The organism is Amycolatopsis acidiphila (genome assembly GCF_021391495.1).
Classification (GTDB): Bacteria; Actinomycetota; Actinomycetes; order Mycobacteriales; family Pseudonocardiaceae; genus Amycolatopsis_E; species Amycolatopsis_E acidiphila.
The window spans coordinates 459,695-475,989 of the sequence record NZ_CP090063.1 but is presented as its reverse complement, the minus strand read 5'-3'; the positions used below and the strand labels follow the sequence as shown (position 1 = coordinate 475,989).

At 67.9% G+C, this 16,295-nt stretch carries 12 protein-coding genes; 5 read left to right on the top strand and 7 right to left on the bottom strand.

Annotated features, from left to right (window positions below; translation table 11 throughout):
* Position 1 precedes the first annotated feature (1 nt).
* The 4 genes from LWP59_RS02435 to ddaH form a co-directional block, all read right to left on the bottom strand.
* Positions 2-652, bottom strand: a complete 651-nt coding sequence (locus LWP59_RS02435) for a PIG-L deacetylase family protein (RefSeq protein ID WP_144642090.1) — start codon at positions 650-652, stop codon at positions 2-4.
* Positions 649-1,446, bottom strand: coding sequence for a sugar phosphate nucleotidyltransferase (locus LWP59_RS02430; protein WP_144642089.1), 798 nt, complete (start codon positions 1,444-1,446; stop codon positions 649-651). The genes LWP59_RS02435 and LWP59_RS02430 overlap by 4 nt, the downstream gene beginning before the upstream one ends.
* On the bottom strand, positions 1,443-2,681 hold the full coding sequence (locus LWP59_RS02425) for a class I SAM-dependent methyltransferase (protein ID WP_144642088.1): 1,239 nt from the start codon (positions 2,679-2,681) through the stop codon (positions 1,443-1,445). The genes LWP59_RS02430 and LWP59_RS02425 overlap by 4 nt, the downstream gene beginning before the upstream one ends.
* A 187-nt stretch (positions 2,682-2,868) precedes the next feature.
* Complete coding sequence (gene ddaH / locus LWP59_RS02420) at positions 2,869-3,699, bottom strand: dimethylargininase (RefSeq protein WP_229857963.1); 831 nt, start codon at positions 3,697-3,699, stop codon at positions 2,869-2,871.
* 73 nt (positions 3,700-3,772) lie between these two features.
* Between ddaH and LWP59_RS02415 the strand changes: the two genes are divergently transcribed.
* The 4 genes from LWP59_RS02415 to LWP59_RS02400 all read left to right on the top strand — a co-directional run bounded on the left by LWP59_RS02415 (position 3,773) and on the right by LWP59_RS02400 (position 8,109).
* The gene (locus tag LWP59_RS02415; RefSeq protein WP_144642087.1) at positions 3,773-4,219 is read left to right on the top strand and encodes an Lrp/AsnC family transcriptional regulator; all 447 of its coding nucleotides are present in this window, start codon (positions 3,773-3,775) and stop codon (positions 4,217-4,219) included.
* 8 nt (positions 4,220-4,227) lie between these two features.
* The gene (locus LWP59_RS02410; protein ID WP_144642086.1) at positions 4,228-4,992 is read left to right on the top strand and encodes an enoyl-CoA hydratase; all 765 of its coding nucleotides are present in this window, start codon (positions 4,228-4,230) and stop codon (positions 4,990-4,992) included.
* 148 nt (positions 4,993-5,140) lie between these two features.
* Positions 5,141-7,045 (top strand): 2-oxoacid:acceptor oxidoreductase subunit alpha, encoded by a 1,905-nt coding sequence (locus LWP59_RS02405; RefSeq protein WP_144642085.1) that lies wholly within the window; start codon positions 5,141-5,143, stop codon positions 7,043-7,045.
* The gene (locus LWP59_RS02400; protein ID WP_144642084.1) at positions 7,042-8,109 is read left to right on the top strand and encodes a 2-oxoacid:ferredoxin oxidoreductase subunit beta; all 1,068 of its coding nucleotides are present in this window, start codon (positions 7,042-7,044) and stop codon (positions 8,107-8,109) included. The genes LWP59_RS02405 and LWP59_RS02400 overlap by 4 nt, the downstream gene beginning before the upstream one ends.
* Positions 8,110-8,812: 703 nt before the next feature.
* On the opposite strand, the gene LWP59_RS40855 is transcribed toward LWP59_RS02400, so the two are convergent.
* Together LWP59_RS40855 and LWP59_RS02390 are read right to left on the bottom strand one after the other, a co-directional pair.
* Positions 8,813-10,801, bottom strand: a complete 1,989-nt coding sequence (locus tag LWP59_RS40855; protein WP_373299706.1) for a sunset domain-containing protein — start codon at positions 10,799-10,801, stop codon at positions 8,813-8,815.
* A gap of 84 nt (positions 10,802-10,885) precedes the next feature.
* Positions 10,886-11,905, bottom strand: coding sequence for a polyprenyl synthetase family protein (locus LWP59_RS02390; RefSeq protein ID WP_144642083.1), 1,020 nt, complete (start codon positions 11,903-11,905; stop codon positions 10,886-10,888).
* 211 nt (positions 11,906-12,116) lie between these two features.
* On the opposite strand from LWP59_RS02390, the gene LWP59_RS02385 reads away from it, so the two are divergent.
* Positions 12,117-13,976, top strand: coding sequence for an MDR family MFS transporter (locus LWP59_RS02385; protein WP_186383377.1), 1,860 nt, complete (start codon positions 12,117-12,119; stop codon positions 13,974-13,976).
* Between the two features lie 755 nt (positions 13,977-14,731).
* Here LWP59_RS02385 and nuoN read toward each other — a convergent pair.
* On the bottom strand, positions 14,732-16,294 hold the full coding sequence (gene nuoN, locus LWP59_RS02380) for an NADH-quinone oxidoreductase subunit NuoN (protein WP_144642080.1): 1,563 nt from the start codon (positions 16,292-16,294) through the stop codon (positions 14,732-14,734).
* Between the last annotated feature and the right edge of the window lies 1 nt (position 16,295).

Below are 16,295 nucleotides of genomic sequence, written 5' to 3'. Positions count from 1 at the left end.
GTCAGCCCTCCTCTAGTCCGAGAGTCAGCTTGGAAAGGTGGAAGGCCTCGGCGTAGCGCGAGTTGCACTCGATCCCGCGGATCCTGGCCAGTCCGAGGAAGGCCTCGCGGTCGTACCAGGGCCGGTGGCGCTGCGAGCCGTAGTGCTCCTGCAGCAGGTCGGCCTTCTGCTCGGCCAGCACCGGCGTGAGCGGCTGGTAGGCGTTCGGCCTCGCCAGGTCGCCGTCCCACTTGACGATCTCGTAGCCGAGCACCAGGTGGTCGCGGAACGCGGTCGGCACCAGCTTCACCAGCCCGCGGTGATCCTGGTGCAGGTCGTCGGCGCGTGGCGCGAACAGCACATCCGGGTCGGTCCGCCCGCGCAGCTCCTCCAGCGCGGACTTCGCGTCGTCCCAGTGCGCGGGAAACCGGCCGTCGGGCAGTTTGAGCACGGTCACCGACAGCCGGGCATCCGGGCAGAAGGCAGCGAGCGCGGCGCGTTCCTCGTCTTCCCGCTCGCTGCCACCGCCCGATAGCACCAATGCGTCCACCCGCAGGCCCGGCCGGGCGGAGCAGATCGTCAGCAGGGTGCCGCCCGCGCCGATCGCGATGTCGTCGCAGTGCGCCCCCAGCACCGCCAGACTGCGCAGGCGGCCGGCCCCCAGGCTGATCACGCGATGCTCGCCACGACTCGGTCGTTCTCCCACAACGCCCACGGCCGCTCGCCACGCGTATAGCCCTCGTCGAGCGCGAAGCGCTCCTTCACCGTGTCAGTCGGCTTCCAGAAGCCGCGGTACGGATAGGCCAGCAGGCGCCCGCGCTTGGCGAGCTCGCCGCAGCCGTCCGCGACCAGGTCGCCGTTCTCCGGGATGTGGTCGAAGACCTCCTGGCGGAGCACGAAGTACCCGCCGTTCTCCCACAGCGGCATCTCGCTGACCGCGGTGATCGAGCCGACCAGGCCGCCCTCGTCCATCTCCACGCAGTGGAAGGACGACTGCGGCGGCACGACCATCATCGACGCACCCGCGTCGGCCTTCTCGAACCGTTCGATCATGGTCGCCAACGGCGCGTCGGTGAGCACGTCGGCGTAGTTGGCGAGGAACATCTCGTCGCCGTCGAGGTACTCGCGCACCCGCCGCAACCGCTCCCCGATCGGCGACTCGATTCCGGTCTGCACGAACGAGATCGACCAGTCGGAGATGTCCGTCGACAACAGCCGCGCCTTGCCCCCGCGCAGCACGAAGTCGTTGGACGTGGTCTCCTCGTAGTTGAGGAAGAAGTCCTTGATGTGGTGCGCGCCGTAGCCGAGGCACAGGATGAACTCCCGGTGGCCGAAATGCGCGTAGTAACGCATCACGTGCCAGATGAGCGGCCTGGGCCCGACCATGGCCATGGGCTTCGGGACGTCGGAGGCGCTACCGCTGCGCATCCGCATGCCGTATCCCCCGCAGAACAGGACGACCTTCACGACGATTTCCCCTCGACGATCTCCAGGTGCGGGATGGGAAACACCAGCTTCCCGCCCCACTCCTCCACATAGGACAGTTGCTGGGACAGCTCCGCCCGGAGGTTCCAGGGCAGGACCAGCACGTAGTCGGGCCGGTCGGCGGCGATGCGCTCCGGCGGCAGCACGGGAATCCGGGTGCCGGGGGTGTACCGGCCGTGCTTGTACGGGTTGCGGTCGACCGTGTAGGCGAGCAGGTCCGGCCGGATGCCGCAGTGGTTGAGCAGCGTGTTGCCCTTGCCCGGCGCCCCGTAGCCGACGACCGTCTTGCCCTCCTCGGCGGCCGCGACCAGGAACTTCAGCAGGTCACGGCGCACCCGGGCGACCCTGGCGGCGAACTCGGTGTAGCCGGCGAGCTCGTGCAGCCCGGCCGCCTTCTCCGCGGCCAGCGCGTCGACCATCCGCGGCGAGGGCGCACCGGCGACCTCCGCAGGCCGCGCCCACAGCCGGATCGACCCGCCGTGCGTCGGCAGCAGCTCGACGTCCACAAGCGACAGACCGCCGGTCGCCAGCGCCTGCCGCGCCGATTCCACCGTGTAGTACTGGAAGTGCTCGTGGTAGATGGTGTCGTACTGGGTCTTCTCGATCAGCGTGAGCAGGTGCTGCACCTCGATCGAGACCCAGCCGTCGTCGGCCACCAGCGCACGCAGGCCCTGCGTGAACCCGATCACGTCGGGAATGTGCGCGTAGACGTTGTTGGCGACGACGAGGTTCGCCGGGCCGTGTTCCGCGCGGACGGCCGCGCCGGTCTCCGGACTGAGGAACGCGGTCAGCGTCGGCACCCCGCCGTCGCGGGCCGCCTGCCCGACGTTCACCGAAGGTTCGACGCCCAGGCAGGGAATCCCCTGTGCCACAACGTGCCGGAGCAGATACCCGTCGTTGCTGGCGACCTCGACGACGAACGAGCTCTCGTCGAGTCCGACCCGTTCGGCCGCGTCCCGCACGAACCTGCGCGCGTGCTCGACCCAGGATTCCGAAAAGGACGAGAAGTACGCGTACTCGGTGAAGGTGTCCTCGGGCGTGATCAGCGGCGGGATCTGCGCCAGCCAGCAGTCGGTACAGACCTGCAAATGCAACGGATACGTGATCTCCGGCTCGGCCAGCTGCTCTACAGTGAGGAATCGCTCACAGGGCGGAGTCGCGCCCAGATCGACGACACTTTCCATGTTCGTCGAACCGCAGAGTCGGCAGGTGGTCATCGGCAATCGGCTCCTCGGCTCCCGGACGCGGCGTGCGTACACCCCTGATTCGGGGAGTTCAGGAGTGTTGTTACAAAGCCGGACCGAGCCGAACAGCTCCGATCTCGAAATGAGACATCGTCTTCGGCTTGGCCGAAAACCCTTGTGGCACGAGGGAAATTATTCGACCAACCCGAACGTCATCTCGTTACTTGCGAATCTCCAGCGTGCAGCACTTAGGACCGCCGCCTGCCTTGCGCAGCTCGGAGATGTCGGCGAACACGGGTTCGTAGCCCCGCTCGGCGAGCCGCTTCGCGAGCGCGGTCGCCTCGACCGGCAACACCACGTTGCGCCCGTCGGACACCCCGTTCAGCCCGAAGCACTCCGCGTCCGCCGCACCGGCGAGCACGGCGTCGGGGAACAGGCGCGCCAGAACCCGTTGTGAGCCAACGGAAAAGGCTTCCGGATAGTACGCGATCTGGGCGGCTGCGGACTCGGTCGCCTCGCTCAGCACGAACAGCGCCGTGTCGAGGTGGTAGTAGCGCGGGTCCACCAGACGCAGTGACAACACGGGCACGCCGAGGATCTCCTGCGCCTCCCCGTGTGCCTCGGGGTCGGTCCGGAAGCCGGTGCCGGCGAGGATCATCCGACCCGTCCACGCGAAGTCACCCTCGGCCTCGTTGATCCGCGACGGCATCACCACGTCGCGGTAGCCGTGCTCGACGAACCACCGGCGGTAGTGATCGGCCTCGGGCACGCGCTGCGGCGCGCGGAACCGGGAGCCGAGGACCCGTCCGTCGATCACGGTGCCGGAGTTCGCGGCGAAGACCATGTCGGGCAGGCCGGGCTGCGGCTCGATCTCCTCCACGGTGTGCCCGAGGCGGCGGTAGGTGTCGCGCAGCGCGGTCCACTGCGCCAGCGCGCGCTGCACGTCGACCGGGCGACTCGGGTCCATCCAGGGGTTGATCGCGTAGTCGACCGCGAAGTACCGCGGCGGGCACATGAGGTAGCGGCGGGTCAGCGGCACCCGAGGAGTCATGAACCTACGGTATGGCTCGATTCAGCGACAATCAATCGCGGCTCCTTGCGCTCATACCTGCTAAACATTGCGTGTGAACCCGTTAGATCAGCGAATCGTTTCGTGCCTGGTGACCAACGCGCGGTCCAGCTACGCCGAGATCGGCAAGGTGGTCGGCCTGTCCGCGCCCGCGGTGAAACGGCGGGTGGACCGCCTGCTCGAGACCGGGGTGCTGCGCGGCTTCACCGCGGTGGTCGACCCGGAGGCGCTGGGCCGGGGCACGGAGGCGTTCGTCGAGGTCCACTGCCGCGGCAACGTGCCGCCCGCGCGCATCCGCGCCCGGCTGGAACCGCTGCCCGAGGTGGTGGCCGCCTACACGGTGACGGGCGCGGCGGACGCGATCGTGCACCTGCGGGCCGCCGACATCCACCAGCTCGAGACGGCGCTGGAACGGCTGCGCGGGCTGGAGATCATCGACCGGACCGTGTCCACCGTCGTGCTGTCGAGGCTGCTGGAGCGCCCGCCGACGCCAGGGACATGATGGTCGGCATGACCGAACAGATTCTGGCCGAACGCGTGGGCAAGGTCGCCGTGATCACCGTCGACGCTCCCGGACGGCGCAACTCGCTCACCCTCGCGCTGTCGGCGGACCTGGCGAGCGCGGTGGCCGACGCCGAGCAGGACAGCGACGTCCACGCGCTGATCGTGACCGGTACGCCGCCGGCGTTCTGCGCGGGCGCGGACCTGAGTGCGCTGGGCGAGGCACGGGAACAAGGGCTTCGCGCGGTCTACGCGGGCTTCCTCGCGGTGGCGCGGTGCGCGCTGCCGACGATCGCCGCGGTGGGCGGGGCAGCCGTGGGCGCCGGTCTGAACCTCGCGCTCGCCGCGGACGTCCGCCTCGCCGGGCCGAGGGCGAAGTTCATCCCCCGGTTCCTCGAGCTCGGATTGCACCCGGGCGGGGGCATGACCTGGATGCTGCAGCGCGCGGTCGGGGTACAGCGGGCACGGGCGATGACCTTGTTCGGCCAGTCGCTCGACGCCGCCGGGGCGGAGCAGGCCGGTCTCACCATGCGGACAGTCGATGGTACTCACGAAGAGTTACTGGCCGCCGCGCTCGAACTGGCCGCGCCGGCTGCGGCCGCACCCCGGGATCTGGTACTCACGACGAAGCGGTCGATGCGGCTGACCTTGCCTCTTACCGAGCACGCGGATGCGGTGGAGACTGAGCTCGGGCCCCAGGTGGAGTCACTCGCATCGCCGGAGTTCAGCCACCGGCTGAGTGCGATGCAGGCCAGGATCAGCAGCGGAAAGTAACCGTTACCATCGAGTAGCAGGTAAGCCGGGTCACACCATGGGACGGCCGCCCAAAATGCAAAGTAAGGTAGAGGTATCGGCAGAGGTGCGCCCGGCGGAAGGTGTCATCGCAGACACGGCAGGCCTGGAGAGAGGGATTCCCTGACCTATGAGCACGAGTGCCAATGGCAACGGTGCGTTGTCGGCAACCCGTCAGACCGAGATCTCCAAGCTGGACCGGGTGGTGATTCGCTTCGCCGGTGACTCCGGTGACGGCATGCAGTTGACGGGTGATCGGTTCACCTCGGAGGCTGCCGCGTTCGGGAACGACCTGGCCACGCTGCCGAACTTCCCGGCTGAGATCCGCGCGCCTCAGGGCACGATCCCTGGTGTGTCGTCCTTCCAGGTCCATTTCGCGGACTACGACATCCTGACCCCGGGCGACCGGCCGGACGTGCTGGTGGCGATGAACCCGGCGGCGTTGAAGGCGAACCTGGCGGACCTGCCCCACCAGGGGACGCTGATCGTGAACACCGACGAGTTCAGCAAGCGGAACCTGACGAAGGTCGGCTATGACGCCAATCCGCTGGAGGACGAGTCGCTCTCGGCGTATCAGGTGCACGAGGTCGCGATGTCGACGCTGACCCAGGGTGCGCTGGCGGACACTGGTCTGGGCAAGAAGGACGCCGAGCGGTGTAAGAACATGTTCGCGCTGGGGCTGTTGTCGTGGATGTACCACCGGCCGACCGAGGGCACCGAGGCGTTCCTGCGGGAGAAGTTCGCGAAGAAGCCCGACATCGCCGAGGCGAACATCCTGGCGTTCCGCGCGGGCTGGAACTACGGCGAGACGACCGAGTCGTTCGTGACGACGTTCGAGGTGGCCCCGGCCAAGCTGGCGCCGGGCACGTACCGGCAGATCACCGGCAACACCGCGCTCGCCTACGGAATCGTGGCGGCGGGACAGCAGTCGGGGTTGAAGGTGCTGCTGGGGACCTATCCGATCACCCCGGCCTCGGACATCCTGCACGAGCTGTCCCGGCACAAGAACTTCGGCGTGCTCACCTTCCAGGCGGAGGACGAGATCGCCGGGATCGGTGCGGCGCTGGGCGCCTCCTACGGCGGTGCGCTGGGTGTCACGTCGACCTCGGGTCCGGGGATCGCGCTGAAGTCGGAGACCATCGGTCTGGGTGTGATGCTGGAGCTGCCGCTGATCGTGATCGACGTGCAGCGCGGCGGCCCGTCGACGGGGTTGCCGACCAAGACCGAGCAGGCCGACCTGCTGCAGGCGATGTTCGGGCGCAACTCCGAGTCGCCGGTGCCGATCGTCGCGCCCCAGTCGCCGGGTGACTGCTTCGGCGCCGCGCTGGAAGCGGTCGGGATCGCGTTGAAGTACCGCACCCCGGTGCTGATCCTGTCCGACGGGGCGAACGCGAACGGTTCCGAGCCGTGGCTGATCCCGGACATCTCGACGTTGCCGGACCTGCGGGTGGAGTTCGCGTCGAAGCCGAACGCGCAGGACGGGTCGGACGAGTTCTGGCCGTATGTGCGGGACCCGGAGACGTTGGCCCGCGAGTGGGCCATCCCGGGCACGCCGGGGCTGCAGCACCGCATCGGCGGGCTGGAGAAGGCCGACGGCAAGGGCAACATCTCCTACGACCCGGACAACCACGACCACATGGTCCGGCTGCGCCAACGCAAGATCGACAACATCGAGGTGCCCGACCTGGTGGTCGATGACCCCTCCGGTGGCAAGGCGCGCGTGCTGGCGCTGGGCTGGGGCTCGACGTTCGGCCCGATCGGCGCCGCGTGCCGCCGGGTGCGCAAGGCCGGGATGCCGATCGCGCAGGCGCATCTGCGCAACCTCAACCCGTTCCCCAAGAACCTGGGGGCGATCCTGGCCTCCTACGACAAGGTCGTGGTGCCGGAGATGAACCTCGGCCAGCTGGCGATGCTGCTGCGCGCGAAGTACCTGACCGACGTCCAGTCCTACACCAAGGTGGCCGGCCTGCCGTTCAAGGCCGAAGAGCTGCAACACGTGTTCACCGACATCATCGAAGGGGTTGTGCCCGCATGACCGCCACCGACCTCGGACTGCCGGTACCTGGTGGCCTCGACCTCGTCCCGCACACGGACGAGACGCAGAAGGCCAAGGAGTACAAGTCTGATCAGGAAGTCCGCTGGTGCCCCGGCTGCGGCGACTACGTCGTGCTCAACACCGTCCAGTCGTTCCTGCCGACACTCGGGCTCAAGCGCGAGAACATCGTGTTCGTCTCCGGCATCGGCTGCTCCTCGCGGTTCCCGTACTACCTCAACACCTATGGGATGCACTCCATCCACGGCCGCGCCCCCGCGATCGCCACCGGCCTGGCCACCACCCGGCCGGACCTGTCGGTATGGGTCGTCACCGGCGACGGCGACGCACTGTCCATCGGCGGCAACCATCTGATCCATGCGTTGCGCCGCAACGTGAACATCAAGATCCTGCTGTTCAACAACCGGATCTACGGGTTGACCAAGGGCCAGTACTCGCCCACCTCCGGGCAGGGCATGGTCACCAAGTCCACCCCGATGGGCTCGGTCGACACCCCGTTCAACCCGGTGTCCCTCGCCCTGGGCGCCGAGGCCACGTTCGTCGGCCGCGCCCTCGACAGCGACAAAGCCGGGCTCACGGAGGTGCTCACCGCCGCGGCGCAACACCGCGGTTCCGCAGTCGTCGAGATCTACCAGAACTGCCCCATCTTCAACGACGGCGCCTTCGACGTCCTCAAGGACAAGGACGAAGCCGCCACCCGGCTCATCCCACTGCGCGCGGGCGAGCCGATCCGCTTCGGCCCGGAGCAGGAGTTCGGCGTCACGACCACCGGCTGGGGCGGCTTCGAGGTCGGCAAGGTGTCCGAGATCGGCGAGGACAACGTGATCGTCCACGACCCGGGCATCACCGATACCGCCTACGCCTTCGCGTTGTCCCGGCTGGGCGACCAGAACCTCAACCACACCCCGACGGGCATCTTCCGCCAAGTGGCCCGCCCCACCTACGACGACCAGGCCCGCGCCCAGGTCGAGGACGCCCGCACCGCGAAGGCGCCGAACCTGCAGTCCCTGCTCACCGGCAAGGACACCTGGACAGTCATCGCCTGACCCAGGCAGCGACAGCCGGCCCACCCACGCGGGGGGCCGGCTTTCGTCGTTTTTGTTGCAGGGGCCGGTTCACGTGTTTCGCGACGGCGGCCGGACTCCGACGTCTTCACGATGGGGCTAGTGTCCCGCGGCCGTCCCGTCGTCGTCCCGTCGGCTTCCACAGTGGACAGACCCCCGACGTCCTTCAGGCCCGCGGCCGTCCCGTCGGCTTCCACAGTGGACAGATCCCCGACGTCCTTCACAGGGCCGGTCCGCACGTCTTTCCGAACGGGACCGTTCCCCCAACACCCTTCACCACGGCGGCCAGTCCCCCAGGCCTTTCAAGGCGGCGGGCCGGTCCCCCACATCTTCCAGAACGGGGACCGACCCAACCTCCACGACGGCGGTCAGCCCCACCCGTCCTTCACAACAGCGGCCGGGCCCCATCGCCTTCCACCACAATGGACAGACGCAAAGTCCGTCTCCCAGTTCTTTCAAATCCGCGGCCGGACCCCACGTCTGTCAGAGCACCGGTCAGTCTCCCCAGTTCCTTCAAGTCCGCGGCCGGACTCCGTCTGTCAGAGCACCGGTCAGTCCGACCTTCCAGCACCGCCCGTCTCGTCCACGCCTCGGGCCAGAACCCGCTCCCCGCCGTTCAGGAGCCCCCTCCGATCCCCTCCAGGACCCGGACCGGCGGCTTCCAAACTGGGCCGAAATCCCAGTGTCAGCCCAGCGGCCGGAATCCAACGCGCTCGGCGTCCGCAGCGGAGCGGAACCACACCTCGGCCACCATCCGGTTGAACTGCGGCGATTCCTCGGTGCAGTAACGCAGAGCCGTCACGCTCGCCTTGACCTCGAACTCGTCGGACGGGCGGCCGCCTCCCGGACGCGGCATCGCCGACCCCGGGCCGAAGGGCCCAGGCGGGACGCTGCGGTCAGACACGTGGGCGCGGGCAGGCGGCGGAGGAGCTGGCGCCGGCTCGGGCGCGGCATGGGAGCCCGGGGCAGTGTTGCGGCGCACGGTGGGTTCGAACAGCGAACCACTGCGGCCACCTTCGTCCACCACGGGCTCGCGACGCTCGATCGACCGCATCGAGGGACGCGGCGGCTCGAAGCTGCTGGGCGGCGTCGAGCGCGGCTGGCGCTTGGGCAGAACGGCGGTCGTCTCGGTGGCCTTCTCCTCCTCGACCGGCGACTCGGGTTCTCCACCACCGAACGCGTAAGCCGGCGGCTCGTCTTCGGCAGCCGCGTGCGAGCCGTAAGTTTGCTCGGCCTCGGGCTCGGGCGCGTACCGGTGGCCACGTTCAGCCCCAGCCTGCTGCCCGAACACCAAGCCGCTTTGCTCCTGCTCAGCACCTCGCCCGAACGAAGCATCCTCGGGCGCGCTTTGCTGCGCGAAAGACGTCCCCTCGACCGGTGCGCCCCGCGTATGGGAGACATCTCCGGCCTCGGTGCCCTGTCCGAAAGACACGTCGTCAGCCTCGGGGCCCCGCGCGAAAGACGTATCGCCGGCCCCAGCCCCCTGTCCGAAAGGCGCGTCAGCGGCCTCGGTTCCCTCCGCGAATGCCGCATCGCCGGCCCCGGTTCCCTGCGCGAATGCCGCACGGCCGGTTCCCTGTGCGAAAGGTGCATCGTCGGTCTCGGCACCCTGCCCGAACGCCGCATGCTCGCCCCGCTGGGCAAACGACGCATCCTCGGCCCCGGCTCCCTGCCCGAGCAACGCCCCGCGCTCGGACTCTGCTTGCTGTCCGAACAGCGACCCACGCTCGACCTCGGTCTCCTGCCCGAAGGCGGCCGCACGCTCGGGCTCTACCTTCTGCCCGAAGGAGGCCCCATGGTCCGGCCCAGCGCCCTGCCCGAACGGCGTCCCGTGCTCAGGTTCCGCCTGCTCCCCGAGCAATGCCCCGCGCTCGAGCCCACCTTCCTGCCCCAACAGCGAGCCACGCTCGACCTCGGCCTCCGGCTCGGGCGCATACCGATGCCCGCGCTCCGGCTCAGCCTCCTGCCCGAACAGCGAACGGTGCTGCTCCTGCTCGCCGTCCGCCTCAGCTGCGTATCGATGCCCGCGCCCGTCAGCGGTCTCCTGGCCGAACTGCGACCCGTGCTCCGGCTCGGCCTCAGGTGCGTACCGATGCCCGCGCCCGGCCTCGGCCTCCTGCCCGAACAGCGAGCCACGCTCGGCCGGCCCGTTCGGATCGAAGGGTGCCCCCCGTTCGACCTCCGCGTCCGCGTCGAACAAGGCTCCCCGCTCGACCTCCGCGTTCGAGTCGAACAATGCCCCGCGCTCGATTTCAGCGTTCGAGTCGAACAACGAGCCGTGCTCGGGCATCTGGTGCGGCCTGAAAATTGAAGTCTTCTCGGCGTCCGACTCCGGCTCGAACGAGGACTCGTCGGGCATCCGCCCATCGAAGCTGTCCCGGTCGTACCAGTTCGGCTCGGACGCAGCGACGGGCCCGGGTTCCTCGAGCGGCCGAAGGTGCTCGGTCACGGGTGTGGGCTCGTGCAGCCGCGCGGCCGAGTCGTTGCCGAAGGTGCGCGTCGGCATGGCGTTCGCGGACTGGCGCTCCGAGGCGGCAGCCTGTGCCGCCTCGAGCCGGCGCTGGAGAGCACGGCTCCGCGCCTGTGCAGGCCGGACGAGCAGCAACCAGGTCAGCAGTACACCGACCACGAAGGCCGCGGCGCTCCACAGCCACACCTGCCCGAAGATGGACATCCGCGCTGTCCTTTCTTTCCCAACCGCACCACTACCACTGTCAGTGACACCCAAGCGGCGCACTCATGACGCGGCGGAGTCAGATCAACGCGTCCGCGCGACGAGATAGTCGGCGACGGACTCACACGCGTCGCGCGCGACCGAAGCGGGCAGCGCGGACAACTCCACCCTCGCGCGACGAGCGTAGTCGGAGAGCGTCACCATGGCGCGGTCGAGCCCGCTGGAGGCCCGCAGCAGGTCGAGGGCCTCTTCGACCAGGGCATCTTCGGCGATCGGGCCGGCCAGCAGCTCCACCAGCCGCGGGTCGGTGTCGGGGTCGGCCAGCGCGAGGAGCATCGGCAGGGTGCGCACGCCCTCCCGCAGGTCGGTGCCCGGGGTCTTGCCGGACTCGTCCGACGGGGAGGCGATGTCGATGATGTCGTCCGAGATCTGGAAGGCGGTCCCGATGATGTCGCCGAAGCGAGTGAGCGCCTCGATGTACTCGGGTTTCGCATCCGAGACCATGCCGCCGAAGCGACCCGCGGTCGCGATGAGCGAGCCGGTCTTCTGCGCGATCACGCTCAGGTAGTGCTCGACGGGGTCCTCGCCGACATCAGGACCGACCGTCTCCCGCATCTGGCCGGTGACCAGCTCACCGAAGGTCTCGGCGATGATCCGCGCTGCGTCGGTGCCCAGGTAGGAGACGAGCCGTGACGCGTGCGCGAACAGGAAGTCCCCGGTCAGGATCGCAACGGTGTTGTCCCAGCGCGCGTTCACGCTCTGCGCACCGCGGCGCATCGTGGCCTCGTCCATGACGTCGTCGTGGTACAGCGTGGCCAGGTGGACCAGCTCGACGGCCGCGGCCGCGGTCACGACCCCTTTGTGGTTGCCCTCGCCGAACTCGGCGGCGAGCAGGGTGAACATCGGACGAAAACGTTTGCCACCCGCCTCGACCAGGTGCGATGCGGCGTCGTTCACGGCCTTGACCTCGCTGCGGGCGGTCTCGCGCAGGAGGTTCTCGACATCGGCGAGCCCGCCGGCGAGCGTGCGCAGCAGTTGCTCATCGGCGATCCGGAGGCCCACGCTCGCGCGCAGATCCTCGATGGTGCCACTCTGAACCGACACGTTCCCCTGCCCTCTCGCACTCCGTTGCGGTCTTCACCAGCGTAATGGCAAGCCAGGACGGCACCGAGAGCCGCTGGGCAAGGGCCTGGGTGACGAACGTGACAACTCGGCGCCCACCATCGGGTGAGGAGCCCGTCCGACGGGGTTGCGCGCCATTAGCCTTCCGGCTGTGACCAGCAGGAAGAGGCAGAACACCATCGTCGCGGCGATCATGCTCGGGATGCTGTTGGCTGCGCTCGACCAGACCATCGTCTCGACCGCGCTACCGACGATCGTCGCTGATCTGGGCGGCGCGAACCATCTGTCCTGGGTGGTCACGGCGTACCTGCTCGCCGAGACGATCATGACAGTGCTGATCGGCAAGTTCGGGGACCTGTTCGGTCGCAAGAAGGCCTTTCTCGCAAGCGTCTTGTTGTTCCTGGTGGGCTCCTTCTTCTCCGGCTGGGCCGACTCGATGGTCTGGCTGATCGCGTTTCGGGCCGTACAGGGCCTCGGTGGCGGCGGCCTGATGGTCACATCGTCAGCCGTGATCGCCGACGTCGTGCCGCTGCGGGAACGAGGCAAGTACCAGGGCGCGATCGGCGCCATGTTCGGTGTCGCGACGGTCGCCGGCCCCCTGCTGGGCGGGCTGTTCGTGGACCAGCTCAGCTGGCGGTGGGCGTTCTATGTGAACATCCCGCTCGGCGTCGTCGTCGTGCTGATCGCCGCGGCCGCCCTGCCGGCCGTCAAGAGCACGACCCGCCCGCGAATCGACTACCTGGGCATCCTGCTGATCGCACTGGCGGCGACCGGCCTGACACTGGTCACCAGCTGGGGCGGGACCGAGTACCCGTGGACGTCCCCGACGATCATCGGGATGGCCGTCGGTTCGATCGTGCTGCTGGTGCTGTTCGTGCTGGTCGAGCTCCGTGCCGAGGAACCGATGCTGCCGATGCGCCTGTTCCGCGGCCGGGTGTTCACGGTGGCGAGTGTGCTGAGTTTTGTCGTGGGCTTCGCAATGCTGGGCGGCATCACGTATCTGCCGACCTACCTGCAGCGGGTACAGGGCGCGAGCGCGACCGAGTCCGGGTTGCGGATGCTGCCGCTCGTCGTCGGGCTGCTCATCACGGCGATGCTCAGCGGCAACGTGATCAGTCGCACCGGCCGGTACAAGATCTTCCCGGTAGTGGGCTCGCTGATCATGACGGCCGGCCTGTTCCTGATGTCCACGCTCGATGTCGGAACGAGCTTCTGGGTCACCTCCGGGTACATGATCGTGCTCGGACTGGGGCTCGGATGCTGCATGCAAGTGCCGACGATCGTCGTGCAGAACACCAGCGACTACGAGGACCTGGGCGTCGCGACCTCTGGAGTGAGCTTCCTGCGAACCTTGGGAAGTTCGTTCGGCGTCGCGGTGTTCGGCACTATCTTCACCAGCCGACTACCCGTGGTACCAACGGTTCCATCCTATGTGGACGCTATTCACACAATGTTCCTCCTAGCCGCCCCAATCGGCATCCTTTCGTTTGTCGTGGCCCTGTTCCTGAAGGAGATCCCACTACGCGACGCGACGAAGGCGGTGGCCTCCAGCAACAGCGGCTTCTCCGAACCCGGTACCGGCGACTCGCGCCAGGAGCTCGAGAAGGTGGTCGCGAGCCTGTGGCGCCAGCAAAAGGGTGACCCCGGCCCGGCGATCCTCGCTCGCTCCGGGGTGCAGCTGACCTATGCACAGGGCTGGCTGCTGGTGCAGATCTACCGCAACAGCGTCGACGACGGAAACGCCACACTGCAGGAGATCGCGGAGGAAACCATCGTCCCTGCAGGCATTTTCGAGCCCACCGCAACCCACCTGTTGACTCTCGGCTATCTGTCCGAAGCGGACGGGCATTACCGGTTCACCGGTCTAGGCACCGACACGTTCACCCGCCTGGTCGGGGCATGGCGGTCCTGGCTGCTCGACTCCCTGGCGGAGGAGTCCACCGACTCCACCCTCACCGCTTGTGTAGACGAAATCGCGGAAGAGCTGATCAGCAACAGCCGCGAAATGTCCACCGGCCGTCACACCATCGCCTCGACACCCGTCGCTTCCTAGCACTCCACGCTACCTAGCTATCACCACCTCCTTTCGGACCCGCTTTCCCAGCCTCCGCGTGCACGGCTTGCCTGGCGACACCTTCCTCGCAGCCAGCGATCTTGACGTCTTTTCGACCACCCGCATTCTCGGAATCAACCGGCAATATTCCTGCCACACCATGGTTTCCCACAATCGAATGCCCGTCGGCATCCGCTTGTGTCGGCCGCCGGCCACCACCGGCCCGGCCGTCCACTCACGTTCGCAACCCCACCACCGACCCGAATCCGACCTTCCCGCAAACCGCAGCTTTCCGCAAGCATCAACCTCGCCGAACACCGAGGTTGTCCACATGCCTCTCTGTTATCCCCAGAATTCAATTCGGTTCCCCACGCCTGTCGCCGCCGGGGCACGCTCGAGCTGTGACTCTCGAGCACGCAGAACCGAAGGGAGAACCAACCGATGACTGAACCGTCGATAATGGGCCGTCGTGCTCAGAACCGGCTCGTCCGACTCGAACTGAACGAGGCCCGCAGCCACGGGATCGCGCAGCGCCACGCGCTGAAGCTGCGTCGCCTCCGCGCAGCTGTCGGAGAAAGCTGCCAATGCGAGGTGCAGTCAGTGCATCGTCACGCCTGCTCGTATGACGACGTGATCTGTCTGCTCAGTGCGTCCATTCCGGAACCGGGCGGGCCGAAGCCTCCCCCATGATGGCAAACGGGTGTCCACCCCGGCGATAACCGGCGTGGACACCCGTTGCGCAGGCGTCCGAGCGATCAGAAGGCGAACGTGCCCGCCCCGGCCCATCCGAGTGCGAATGACGGGACCACGCCGAGCAGCAGTGTGATGATCACGCCGAGCGTGATCGCCGCTGTCGTGAACGCGCCGGGCACGCTCACTGTCGGGCCGTCCGTCGCCGGCTGCGAGAAGTACATCAGCACGACCACTCGCAGGTAGAAGAACGCCGCGACCGCACTGAACACCAGCGCGATCACCACCAGCGGTGCCATCCCGTCCTGCAGCGCAGCCGAGAACACCACGAACTTCCCGACGAACCCACTGGTCAATGGAATGCCGGCGAGGGCGAGCAACAGGAACGTGAACACGCCCGCCAGCACCGGCGAACGTTTCGCCAGGCCGGCCCAGGCCGAGAGGTGTGTCGCCTCACCGGACGAGTCGCGCACCAGCGACACCACACCGAACGCGGCGAGTGTCGTGAACCCGTAGGCGAGGAGGTAGAACAACGTCCCCGAAAGCCCCTGCTCGGTCATCGCGATCGTGCCCACGAGCAGGAACCCGGCGTGCGCGATGGACGAGTAGGCGATCATGCGTTTCACGTCGGTCTGCGTCAGGCCGAGGATCGCGCCGATGACCATCGAGACGATTGCGACCGCCCACAGCACCCCGCGCCATTCCCAGCTCGTCGACTCGAAGCCGACTGTGAGCACCCGCAGGATCCCACCGAACGCGGCCACCTTCGTGCAAGCCGCCATGAATGCGGTCACCGGCGTCGGCGCGCCCTGATAGACGTCCGGCGTCCAGGTGTGGAAGGGCCCGACCGACCCCTTGAACAGCAGGCCCACCACGAGCAGGCCCATCCCGGCGAACAACAGCGTGTCCGAGCGGTCCGACCCCGCCGCAGCGTTGGCAATATCGGCCAGCTTGACCGAGTTCGCATAGCCGTAGAGCAAAGCGAGGCCGTAGAGGAAGAACGCCGAGGAGAAGGCACCGAGCAGGAAGTACTTGACCGCCGATTCCTGGGAAAGGAGGCGACGACGCCGTGCGAGACCACACATGAGGTAGAGCGGCAGGCTCAGCACCTCGAGCGCGATGAACATTGTCAGAAGGTCGTTCGCCGCGCAGAAGGTCATCATGCCGCCGAGGGCGAACAACGTCAGCGGGAAGACCTCGGTCTGCATCCCGGTCGACCCGACCTGCGCACGGTCCTGGAACGTGCCGGGACGGATCGACGCCTGTGCCACGAAGGCACCACCGGGCTCGACAGAACGATCGGCGATCAGCAACACCGCGCCGAGCGCCAGTGCGAGCAGCGTGCCCCACAGGAACAGGGCGGGCTTGTCGACCGAGATCGCGCCTGCCAGGGTCGTGAGCCCTGCCTTGGGGGAGCCACTGACGTAGACGGCCAGCGAGATGCCGGCGGCGACGAGCGCCAGCAGGCTCAGCACGACCTGTCCGGGCCAGCGCATGTGCCGTGGCAAGAACGCCTCGAACAGCACGCTGACGCACCCCGCCGCGAGCACGATCAGCACCGGCAGGATCGCGGCGTACTCGACCTGCGGCATAGCGATCTGCCCTTGCTGGGCCAGCACGTGGATCACT

Coding starts and splice junctions, on each gene's coding strand:
- LWP59_RS02425 (WP_144642088.1), bottom strand. CDS start 2,681: ATGACCACCTGCCGACTCTGCGGTTCGACGAACATGGAAAGTGTCGTC.
- ddaH (WP_229857963.1), bottom strand. CDS start 3,699: ATGACTCCTCGGGTGCCGCTGACCCGCCGCTACCTCATGTGCCCGCCG.
- LWP59_RS02410 (WP_144642086.1), top strand. CDS start 4,228: ATGACCGAACAGATTCTGGCCGAACGCGTGGGCAAGGTCGCCGTGATC.
- LWP59_RS02405 (WP_144642085.1), top strand. CDS start 5,141: ATGAGCACGAGTGCCAATGGCAACGGTGCGTTGTCGGCAACCCGTCAG.
- LWP59_RS02400 (WP_144642084.1), top strand. CDS start 7,042: ATGACCGCCACCGACCTCGGACTGCCGGTACCTGGTGGCCTCGACCTC.
- LWP59_RS40855 (WP_373299706.1), bottom strand. CDS start 10,801: ATGTCCATCTTCGGGCAGGTGTGGCTGTGGAGCGCCGCGGCCTTCGTG.
- LWP59_RS02385 (WP_186383377.1), top strand. CDS start 12,117: ATGCTCGGGATGCTGTTGGCTGCGCTCGACCAGACCATCGTCTCGACC.